This window comes from Trichocoleus sp. ST-U1 (assembly GCF_039961835.1).
GTDB lineage: Bacteria > Cyanobacteriota > Cyanobacteriia > Cyanobacteriales > FACHB-T130 > FACHB-T130.
Genome location: NZ_JAMPJZ010000057.1, coordinates 24669 through 35287 on the forward strand (window position 1 = coordinate 24669; position 10619 = coordinate 35287).

A 10619-nucleotide genomic window follows, 5' to 3' on the forward strand; every position below is an offset into this window, starting at 1 on the left:
TGCTTACAAATGTCAACATCTATTCCGAACAGATGAGTGGGGTAATGAAGAGGCATCGGATATTATATTGCCAGCACGACTATATGATTGTTATTGTCGTTTCCTTAAACTAGGACTGCTGCCTCAAGGGTGCCCTGCGATCCCAGCCCCAAAGTCTAACCTTAAATCGTGATGGAGCGTGAACTGTGAATAATATTTTTTCTAAGCTACGAGATTTCGTGGGTCTCAATGAGCCAGCTCAATACGAGTATGACGAGTACGAAGAAGCCGAGGGAGAAGAGTACCAAAATCTCTATCAAGAACAGCATCCTCAACCGACGACAGCAGAAGAAGAACGTCGCCAGAGCCGTCGAGCGCGGACAAACACACCTGTTGCAAGAGAAATAGAAATGGGGACAACAATGAATAATGTAATTGGGATGCCCGGTTCGGTGAATGGAATTTCGGAAGTGATCGTGATGGAGCCACGTTCTTTTGAAGAAATGCCCCAGGCGATTCAAGCTTTGCGCGAGCGGAAGTCAGTCGTGTTAAACCTGACGATTATGGACCCAGATCAGGCGCAACGAGCTGTAGACTTTGTTGCCGGTGGCACTTATGCGATCGATGGCCACCAAGAGCGAATCGGCGAAAGTATCTTTCTGTTTACACCGAGCTGTGTTCAAGTCAGTACCCAGACTGGCGTGGTTCACGAAGTGCCTCAACCACAAGTCCGGATTCCCCGTCCCGCTGCTCCTTCCCCAGCTTGGTCAAACGAACCGACCCGGATGGCGCAGTAAAATTTCTGAGTCGAGACGCTTGTTAGCGGTCAATGGTCAGTCGTAACGACTAAAAACAACTGACCGCCGACAACGGACTTTTCATGCTGATAGGGATTGGGGGACGAGGTTGGCTACTAAATTCGGCATGATTGGTGGCGGGGTAATGGGAGAAGCTCTATTATCCCGCCTGATGCAAAAACAGGTTTATGCCACAGAAGAAGTCTTGGTGAGTGAGCCGCAAAGAGAGCGGCGAGACTTTTTGGCGCAGCAGTACGGCATCCAGGTGACGGCAGAGAATCGGGCGGTGGCGGCGGCAAAGGATGTGCTGTTACTGGCGATTAAACCTCAAGTGTTTGCAGCGGTGGCGGCAGACTTGGAGAAAGAAATTTCTGCCCAAGCGTCGCCGCCAGTCGTGATTTCGATTATGGCGGGTGTTTCTTTGAGTCAACTGGAAGCAGCTTTTCCCCAGGCTCCAGCGATTCGGGCGATGCCGAATACTCCGGCGACGGTAGGGGCAGGAATGAGTGCGATCGCGCTGGGTCAGCACGCCACCGAACGCCACTTAGAACAAGCAAAGGCGATCTTCCAGGCGGTGGGAGAGGTTGTTGAAGTGCCGGAATCCTTAATGGATGCGGTGACAGGGCTTTCGGGTTCGGGTCCCGCTTATGTGGCGCTGATGGTGGAAGCACTCGCAGATGGTGGGGTAGCGGCTGGATTGCCAAGAGCGATCGCGTCTTCGTTAGCCCTGCAAACCGTCTTGGGGACTGCCCAGCTGTTGCACGAATCGGGAATGCATCCCGCTCAACTAAAAGACCGCGTGACTAGCCCTGGAGGTACAACTATTGCTGGGATTGCCCAGTTAGAAAGGGCTGGTTTCCGCTCGGCTTTGATTGAGGCAGTGGTGGCGGCTTCTCGGCGCTCTCAGGAGCTTGGTCGTTAATGCATCGCTGAATACTCTTTTCCGGCTACCAAAAGTAAAATGATTTGTTAAAAATCCTTTATGCGGCAAAAATGGGCAAATAAAGTCTTTATTTTTAGCCTTTTGCTGATACTGGTCGTTACACTTTTTCCTTATGATTTTGCCTTTAAAGAGAATGCTAGTAAAATAAATTATCGCTTTCTCACTTCAGAATTTTTTAAGTTAAGAAATTTTTACGACTTAATCACTAACGTTTTATTATTCTCCCCCTTTGGTTTCGTCTTTTCCTGCTTGATGCAGCAAAAAAGATTCTTAGGGAGAAAGACACTTGTTTTCATCTTATTAACTTCTTTTTGTTTAAGTTTTACAATTGAAATTTTACAGCTATTTATTCCTTCTCGAAGTTCCTCTTTTGTCGATATTGGTGCCAGTATTTTAGGTGCTTTTATCGGGTTTTTAAGCTTTCGTTTAGGGGGAGATAAAATCTTAGGAGCAGCTTTAAATCTTCTTAGAAGTAGTAATAGTTTTCTTTCGATCAAAAAGTTAACGACTGCTTTTATTGGATATATTATATTGATTTTTCTAACAACGCTCCTTTGGCAAAGTTCTGGAAGTCTCAGGAATTGGAATCACACTTTCCCCCTGAGTCTTGGCAACGAGCCAACCGGAAATAGACCTTGGAAAGGATATATTTCAGAGCTATACGTCGCGAATAAAGCAGTTTCAGCTCAAGAAGCAGAATCCGCATTTTCCTCGGAAATCCCATTTTCTGTCGTCAAAAAAGACCTAGTAGCTGTATATCAATTGACAGGTACAGGTAGTTACCCCGATTTAACTGGGCACCTTCCAGATTTATCTTGGCGAGAAAATTCCCCAACTACTCAGGATCAAAGGGGTGCTTCTCTCGATTCCAATCATTGGCTAGAGACAAAAAGCTCTGTAGCCTTGATGACACAAAAGATTGCCGCAACTTCTCAATTTACAATAGGTGCTGTTGTTGCTACTGCTGACACAATGCAGGCTGGCCCTGCTCGAATTATTTCCCTTTCAGCAGATGATGAAAGCCGCAATTTTACCCTTGGGCAAAAGGGAGCGGATTTGGTGTTTCGAGTGCGAACTCCAGTCACCGGAAAAAATGCAACAAACTATCAACTAGCTGTTCCAAATGTTTTTGGTGACACCAAGAATCATCAGATACTTCTTACCTATGAAGGGTCAATTCTTAAAATTTATATAGATGGATTGAAACAACCTTATTCACTGAAACTGGTTCCGGAGGTGATGATTTTTCAGTTATTACCTTTTGATGCTAATAGTATTAATCTAGAAATCTACAAAATTTTCTATTATGGATTGATTTTTATCCCTATTGGCTTCTTCCTAGCACTCATTAGTGCAAGAGCCAGGGGAAAACTTATTTTTTATGCTGTATTGCTTTTTGGAGGAATTTTATTCCCATCTTTAATATTAGAATCCATATTAGCGATTGGAACCCAGAGAGAAATTAGGCTAGATAATCTACTATTTAGCATGGCACTAGCTGTTAGCACCATGCTGATAGTGAAAAGGTAGGCTAACTCTTGGTTACGCAGGGAGATAACAGCATAAAAACGAGTAAAGATGCGAAATGACGTTTAGTATCACAACACCTACGCATCTCTATAAGTTAGGAAATAAGTTAGGAACTTTGTTCGAGTTCTGTTGATAATTTTTGACCGATTTGGGGTTCGGTACCGGCAAGTAAACGCTCAATATTGGTGCGGTGTCGCCAGATGACGTAGATACCGCCAGCGATCGCAAAGATTAGATAAGGTAAGGGCTGTTTGAAAATCAACATCCAAACCGAAACCGCGATCGCACCCGCAATGGAACCGAGGGAAACAATTCGGGAAAAGGCAATAACTGTGCCAAACACCGCTGCTGTTCCCAACGCCACAGGTAAGGACATGGCAAATAAAACGCCCAGGCTCGTGGCAACTGATTTCCCGCCCGTGAAGTTCAGCCAGACAGATTTACTATGACCGATGCTGGCAGCGAATCCGGTGCCAGCGACTAACCAAGATTCCCAGGTGACAGGCAGGACAGACGTTGGCGCAAAAGTTGGCGCGAAGGCATAGAAGGCGTAAACCAAAGCGATCGCGCCGACTCCTTTAAATAGATCGATCAGTAACACCGCGATGGCTGGCCCTTTTCCCAGGTTTCTGAGAACATTGGTGGCACCCGTAGAACCAGATCCCTGCTCTCGAATATCAATCCCTTTGAGCCAGCGTCCTGCCAAATAACCCGTAGGAATCGAGCCTAAGAGATAGGCTGCGATTAACAATGCCCCACTTAAAGCCAGCTGTAGACCCATCTAACGCCTCTTGCTTGTAGCTCAATTCGTCTGTCGCTAATATCTCATATCAGCGGACATCTGCTGAGGATCGGGTGCAAAAGCTAACCACAGAGGAAATTGCAGCAGCGACAGATTAATCTGATCTTCTGTCTCATCAATGATAATCAGCGGCATCTGCCGTTCCTTAACCAGACGCTCTGCCTTTTGCACAACCGCTTCTGGGGATTCAAACAAAACGATTCCCTGCTCTGGACCAAAATCAGAGCGGGAAATGCCCAGACAGTCTTGCAAACCCCGTCGCCATTCTCCCAATCGTTCTGGGGAGTTGGCAAGGATCAGGGCGCGAACGCGATCGCCATACAGCGTGCTTAATACCGAGATGACGGAAGAAGCAATCAGGATATTTTGCAGGCGACTGCCCATTGTCCGCAAAGCGCCTCTTCCTCCTTGCGTGAAAAACCAGTTCGCGACTCGCTCCGCATGAACCGGCTCAAAGGTACGACGCAATTGCCAGGGCGGGCCATAATAGTCAGGTCGCGTCCGGTACTGGTCTAAAATACTGCGAATTTGTTTTGCTGTTGATTGAAAGCTCTGTTCTGTAAATTTGGGGTTTACAGGCGATGCAGCCTTCGACTCTTCCACGACTGGAACTACCTTCGGGGGTTCTGGTTCCTTCTGGAGTTGCAATTCTTCTGCCGCTACTACCAAATCTTGTAAGCTACCGACCAGATAATCTTTAAAGCCTTGCACTCGAATGGCTAATTCTTGGGAGGTGCCAGCAAAGGTTCTTCGCATTTCCTCTCGGATGCGTTCCCGTCGTCGTTCCAGTTGTTCAACGGAAATTTGTAGTGTTTGTCTGCGTTGTTCCAGATCGTTCAAAGACTCCTGCACCAGACGGTTTAACGCCGCTTGGGTTTGAGCCAGCTGGTCTTGCAGAATTTTATTATGAGAAGCTTGTAGGGCAGCAATTTCCTGAATTAATGCCTCTTCCTGCTGTTGTAAATCAGCTACCCGTTGCTCTAGAACAGAGACGGAATTTTCCATCGCTACTGTTATATTTGGCTCCTCAGCATTATCTGATTCCTCAACAACGGCGACTACAGTTATATCTGGCTCCTCAGGCTCCTCAGAATTATCTGATTCCTCAACAACGGCGGCAATTTCCGCTTCTGAATCATCAAATGCCTCCACAACAGCGGCAATTTGTAATGCTATAAGATTGTCTGAGGCTGGATCGGCAGTTACAGTTTCCTCTTCTGGCGCTTCTAAATTGTCCGATGCTTCAACAACTGGCTGTTGCTTTTGTTCTTGCTCTTGTTCTTGTTCTTGGGTTTGAGGTTCGTCTGAATTCATCTAACAATTAACACTTAACAACTAACAATTAACTACTCATCTGTAAGGACGCGCATCTGTGTATCCCTACGCACTTGCTTTTGGACACCGTTGTTCCAAGCAAGTTTTTAGCATTTTGGGATCGAAGAGAACCGGCAAAAAGTGAATGCTTTTAACTTCTTTGAAGTAAAACAGAATCGGCACTGGAGTCCAGAATATCTGCCAATTTTTCCATTCCTGGTAAGGAAAACGCCGAATTAAGGTTTGGGAACGATAAACATCTAATGCTGTTTCGGTGAATTGCAGGCGAATCGTTGCCGCCTGAAACAGTAAGAACAACCCAAATGCAGCGATCGCTAAACTCACCCAAGGTTGAACGAATAACAGCCCAATCGAAGCCGCCAATAACACCAAAGGAATTGCGTAGCTGGGTGCCAGTTCAACAGTTTGTGACGGTAAAGAAGATGTGGTAGTAGTCACAGGCATAAACCCGATATTGTAAACTATCGTACTAGACCTACCCACTTTCTTAGCGTACAAGCTGAAGTGGGGCGGCAGTTCAAATCCCGATTCGAGATTCAATCTCAGGATTGCAACTTTATTTATTTTAAAGGTTTTCCGCCTCAGACCCCTTTAAGTACGGCACTACCCGTTCCCTGAAACATCAACCACGATAAGAAAAAGTTAGAAATAAAGATAGCTAGCAAAGCTGTGACGACTGCTGTGGTGGTCGATTGTCCAACACCTTTTGCGCCCCCAGTGGTTGTTAAGCCCCAACTGCAACCAATTACGGCAATCAGCGCCCCAAAGAAAAATGCCTTAATTAAGGCACTACACAAATCCCAGACTTGCAGGAAATTTCGGGCAGACTCTAAAAATACATTTGGGGCAATTCCGTAGAGATTTCTGGCAATGAGCAATCCCCCTGCCATGCCAGTGAGGATAGACAAAATGGTTAAAACTGGCAGCATTAAGCAGCAGGCGATCGCGCGGGGAATCACTAGGTAATCAATTGGGTCAGTTTTCAGCATATAGAGGGCGTCGATTTGCTCGGTGACGCGCATCGTGCCAATTTCAGCGGCAAACGCCGAACCGACTCGTCCTGCCAAAATCACGGCAGTCAGGACGGGGCCAAGTTCCCGGCATAAGGAAAGCGCTAACACTCCGCCCACAGCACTGCCCGCACCCAAGTTGACAAATTCTCGCGCCACCTGAATGGTGAATACCATGCCGACAAAACCGGCTGTTACCAACGCAATTAAGAGCGATTCTGGGCCAACCATCGCCATTTGGTCGAGGGTGTTGCGCCGATGGATTTTTTTTGTCAGAAGGTGAACGACCACCTGCCCACCCAGCAAAATCGCCGCCAGCAACCGCTGACCCCATAACTCTAAGCTGGAACTGGAAGGAGTCTCGCTCAAGGATGTCCTGCTGACTCAACGACTTTGTAAAGCATAGCTGATGAGTGGCGACGACCTACAAGAATCTCTTTTGTACTGTTCGCACGGCTCTGGCTCAGCACTCTGGGCGCGGGGCTGGGGAATCGCTGGGAGATTCCTGAGATATATTTACGGACTTTAAACAAGATTTTTAAGGTTTATTTAAGATTTCTGACAGATCGGGATAGTGACAGCGATCGCTTCTATCGTATATAGAAGTTGAAAGTCTCGTTCCCGATTCTCCGCTCGGCAGTTCATTCGCACTTACAGTTTCATGAACATTTTGCCTAACTATTTCCGTTCCCTACTCTTGACGAGTTTTCTTAGCTTCACCGCCCCGATTCTGCTGTTCGCTAGTGTGTTGGCAAGTCTGTCCATACTAGGTTACATTCCCCTCCTTGAAGCAGTCAGTCAGTGCGGCAGAGCGGTAATTCTAGAGTTTCTTACCGTCTTTGGCAGCGGGTGTTCCATTGAAGGTCTCCTGGTAATCGGTTTTACCTGTAGCGTCGCTGGAGCCATGTTTGACACCTACGCCTTTTATCGTTACCAAAATTTACGTGGAAATTAATCTTTCGCGATCGCTTTCGTCGTTGCCAAATCCCCAACCATCAACAAGCGTTCTGTTGCGCGATCGCAGTTCTGACAGAATTTGTTAGAGAATGCCGTCTCTACCCAAGGTCTCTACCCAAGTTAGGTAAGATTGTGCCCCCAAAAGCGAGGCACAACCACAAAAGACTTACTTTACAGATTCCACCGATCGCAATTTCGCTTCATTTGTGTCGGATCTGGTCGTAAATCTTCAAATATTCCGCCCCTGGATCTTTCCACGAGTAGTCATACTCCATACCCTGGAGCGCAAGCTGACGAAACTCTTCGGGATGGTTGTACCACAGCTTAAAAGCACGCTCCATTGCTGATTCAAACGCAGGCTCATCACTGTGCTCGAACACAAAACCATTCCGTTTTTCCGGGGGCTTTGTTTGGTCGTAGTCTCGGTCAAACACAGTATTCACCAGTCCACCAACTGCCCGCACGATTGGCACCGTGCCGTACTTTAAGCCAATCATCTGAGTCAGTCCGCACGGTTCGTAGTTGCTAGGGACAATAATCATATCCGCCCCGGCATAGATCAAGTGGGATAACTCTTCATTAAAGCCAAGTTCTAGATGAACGTCAGGATTCTCATTCAAAAAGGCTTTTTCGTGCTGGAAATGGGTATTGATTCCCGGTTCCGTTGCCGAACCCAACAACACAAATTGCGCCCCATTGTTGAGTGCGTAGTAGATCGCATGATGGACAAGATGGACGCCTTTTTGAGCGTCTAAACGACCGATGTAGGCAACGATAGGTTTATCAACGTCGCGGAGCAAAAGTCTCTCCCGGAGGGCTTTTTTAGTCTCGGCTTTCCCTTCTAGATTCTCTTTGCTGTAATGAGCGGGTATATAGCGATCGCTTTCGGGATTCCAAAAATCAGGATCGATGCCGTTGAGTACGCCAGTGAATTTATCCTGGTGCAGATGTAAGGTATGACCTAAACCAGAGCCAATCTCGGTGCAGCGGGCTTCCCAAGCATGATGGAGCGAAACGGTCGTCACGGCGTTGGCGTAAACAATCCCCCCTTTCATAAAGTTCAAGGCAAAAGGGTTGAAGTTGTCTTGCAGGCGATCGTAAGTGAAGTAGTAAGATTCGTTATTCAGCCCGGTTGCCCACAGGGTCTCTTGACCGCCCATCCCTTGATGTTTGAAATTGTGAATGGTGTAGCAAACCCGTTGAAGACCCATTTCATACTTGTAATTCTCAAAGAGCATGACTGGAATTAAGCCGGTCTGCCAGTCATGGCAATGAATGATATCGGGTCTTTTGTTGCTTTGCAGTAGAAATTCTAAAGCGGCTTTGCTGAAGAACGCAAACCGCATATTGTCGTCGTTGCATCCGTAATAACAGCCGCGATTGAAGAAATTGTCTTCAGAGTGAGGTTCGATAAAGAAACACAGCCGCCCGTGTACCCAACCGCAATAAACAGAACAGTGGACTTTACCGCCATACCAGGGTACCCACAAATCGCGGTAAGCATCGTGAAGTCCCCAGATGTGGTCGTACCGCATGCAATCGTACTTAGGCAAAATCAGCTCGACGCAATTTCCCTGATTTTCTAACTCCCGACTCAGCCCGTAAACCACATCTCCCAAACCACCAGCTTTGATGACCGGAGCGCATTCAGAGGCAATTTGTACGATGTACATCCTTACTCCTCCTGAGATAGAAATCTATTTTCTTAATTTCACAAAAGTATATATACACCTCAGCAATAGCGACCCCGCCATTCGGTATAAACAAGCCAGACATCGTGGTTTGATTCCGGCTGCGTCCGCTGAATGCGACCCGTAGAATAGACAAAGCTCGTCCGAGTTCTTTTGGAGGCGATCGCAAATGGTCAGGACACCATCTAAATCCTTAACCTTGGAAGAGTTTCTGAAGCTACCAGAAACCAAACCCGCCAGTGAATACATTGATGGACAAATTATTCAAAAGCCAATGCCGCAGGGGAAACACAGCATAATTCAGACAGAACTACCCACGGTTATCAACACAGTTGTTAAGCCTCAGCGTGTTGCAAGAGCTTTTTCAGAACTGCGATGTACTTTTGGCGGACGTTCAATTGTCCCTGATGTCTCAGTATTTATCTGGGATAAAATTCCCCGCGATGAGAATGGCGAAATTACTAACGTTTTTCAGATAGCTCCTGATTGGGTAATTGAAATCTTATCGCCCGACCAAAGCCAAACGAAAGTTATAAAGAATATTCTGCATTGTCTAAAATATGCAACTCTAATGGGTTGGTTGATCGATCCAAAAGAGCAAACAGTATTTGTTTATCTTCCAACTCAACTTTTAGAATTATTTGATGAACCAGAACAGCAACTTCCCGTGCCATCTTTTGCTAATGAACTGCGACTGACAGTAGAAGAGTTGTTTGGTTGGCTGTTGGCGTAACTTAAATTAAATAGCGATCTCGTCTTGGTCTGTTTGAGTTAGGCGATCGCTTTCAATATGTTTATCCAGGAAAATCTCTAGCTTTCTTCTACCGATGTGGAAGAAAGATGGTTGTAATAAGCAACTTATTGTAATACAATATAATACACAGAGCTTTAATGGAATTATAGTTAGTTATGGATAGTAACAAAGTTAGAGATTTTGCTGAGCGTTTTAAAAAGTTTTATTACTACAGAGCTTTGCTTTGTGAAAAGTTAATTAACAGTGAGGTAGTCATAAGAGGACATATGCTAGAGCTGTCTCCTCCAGAGTTTAACCCTTTTCAAAATCTTTCTGTTGAAGCCTACGTGGTAGGGTTTGCCGCTCTCGATGGTTTATCGTCTGTATGGCAGGCACTCAGCACACCAACAACAAAAATCGGCAACCAACAAAGATTTGTCTCTTTTTTGCTGAATGTAAAGGTAGAGAAGTATTTAGATCGTGTGAGTACCCCTTTCCTAAATTACTTTTTGAAAAAAGATAAAATTGAGGAACCTTTCACGCAAGAGATTCAAAATCAATGGGTCAATAACAGAAAGCAGAATGAATCTCATAGAGTTTACTGCGATCCTACAATTGATCAACTTAAGGATTTATATATAAACTGCCATAAACACAACACTATTCCTCCCGAACAAATCATCAAGGATATAGACGCTGTGCTTACCAAGTTTACATATGCCGCGCTTATACAGCAGATTGCAAGTTCATGAAGTACAGTAGCAGCAGTTTGTGAACCAGTTGCGTAGGTGTTTTGGATTGACTAAATCAAGTGCAGTAGCAAGCAAAGTATCAACCATTTT

11 protein-coding genes are annotated in these 10619 nt (G+C 45.8%); 6 read left to right on the forward strand and 5 right to left on the reverse strand.

Annotated features, from left to right (window positions below):
* The first annotated feature begins 185 nt into the window (after positions 1 to 185).
* The 3 genes from NDA06_RS18640 (at position 186) to NDA06_RS18650 (ending at position 3249) form a co-directional block, all read left to right on the forward strand.
* Positions 186 to 776 (forward strand): cell division protein SepF, encoded by a 591-nt coding sequence (locus tag NDA06_RS18640; RefSeq protein WP_190535537.1) that lies wholly within the window; start codon positions 186 to 188, stop codon positions 774 to 776.
* Positions 777 to 885: 109 nt separating this feature from the next.
* A complete protein-coding gene (gene proC / locus NDA06_RS18645; RefSeq protein WP_190986520.1) occupies positions 886 to 1698 on the forward strand; it encodes a pyrroline-5-carboxylate reductase in 813 nt (270 codons plus the stop codon).
* 60 nt (positions 1699 to 1758) lie between these two features.
* Positions 1759 to 3249 (forward strand): VanZ family protein, encoded by a 1491-nt coding sequence (locus NDA06_RS18650; RefSeq protein ID WP_190986521.1) that lies wholly within the window; start codon positions 1759 to 1761, stop codon positions 3247 to 3249.
* Between the two features lie 106 nt (positions 3250 to 3355).
* Here NDA06_RS18650 and plsY read toward each other — a convergent pair whose 3' ends face one another.
* From plsY to NDA06_RS18670, 4 genes are all read right to left on the reverse strand, one after another.
* Positions 3356 to 4030 carry a glycerol-3-phosphate 1-O-acyltransferase PlsY gene (plsY, locus tag NDA06_RS18655; RefSeq protein ID WP_190986522.1) on the reverse strand — a complete coding sequence of 225 codons (675 nt, stop codon included), beginning with the start codon at positions 4028 to 4030 and terminating at the stop codon, positions 3356 to 3358.
* Positions 4031 to 4066: 36 nt separating this feature from the next.
* Complete coding sequence (locus NDA06_RS18660; protein WP_190986523.1) at positions 4067 to 5365, reverse strand: DUF3086 domain-containing protein; 1299 nt, start codon at positions 5363 to 5365, stop codon at positions 4067 to 4069.
* A 66-nt stretch (positions 5366 to 5431) separates the two neighbouring features.
* Entirely contained in the window at positions 5432 to 5830 is a 399-nt protein-coding gene (locus NDA06_RS18665) for a DUF3119 family protein (protein ID WP_190986524.1), read from the reverse strand.
* 137 nt (positions 5831 to 5967) lie between these two features.
* The gene (locus NDA06_RS18670; protein ID WP_190410743.1) at positions 5968 to 6765 is read right to left on the reverse strand and encodes an MlaE family lipid ABC transporter permease subunit; all 798 of its coding nucleotides are present in this window, start codon (positions 6763 to 6765) and stop codon (positions 5968 to 5970) included.
* Positions 6766 to 7057: 292 nt separating this feature from the next.
* Here NDA06_RS18670 and NDA06_RS18675 point away from each other — a divergent pair, with 292 nt between their 5' ends.
* A complete protein-coding gene (locus tag NDA06_RS18675; protein WP_190410742.1) occupies positions 7058 to 7351 on the forward strand; it encodes a hypothetical protein in 294 nt (97 codons plus the stop codon).
* Between the two features lie 202 nt (positions 7352 to 7553).
* On the opposite strand, the gene glgA is transcribed toward NDA06_RS18675, so the two are convergent.
* On the reverse strand, positions 7554 to 9026 hold the full coding sequence (gene glgA / locus NDA06_RS18680; RefSeq protein ID WP_190987238.1) for a glycogen synthase GlgA: 1473 nt from the start codon (positions 9024 to 9026) through the stop codon (positions 7554 to 7556).
* A gap of 187 nt (positions 9027 to 9213) precedes the next feature.
* On the opposite strand from glgA, the gene NDA06_RS18685 reads away from it, so the two are divergent.
* On the forward strand, positions 9214 to 9777 hold the full coding sequence (locus NDA06_RS18685; RefSeq protein WP_190987239.1) for a Uma2 family endonuclease: 564 nt from the start codon (positions 9214 to 9216) through the stop codon (positions 9775 to 9777).
* 176 nt (positions 9778 to 9953) lie between these two features.
* Entirely contained in the window at positions 9954 to 10529 is a 576-nt protein-coding gene (locus tag NDA06_RS18690; protein WP_190987240.1) for a hypothetical protein, read from the forward strand.
* The last annotated feature ends 90 nt before the right edge of the window (positions 10530 to 10619 follow it).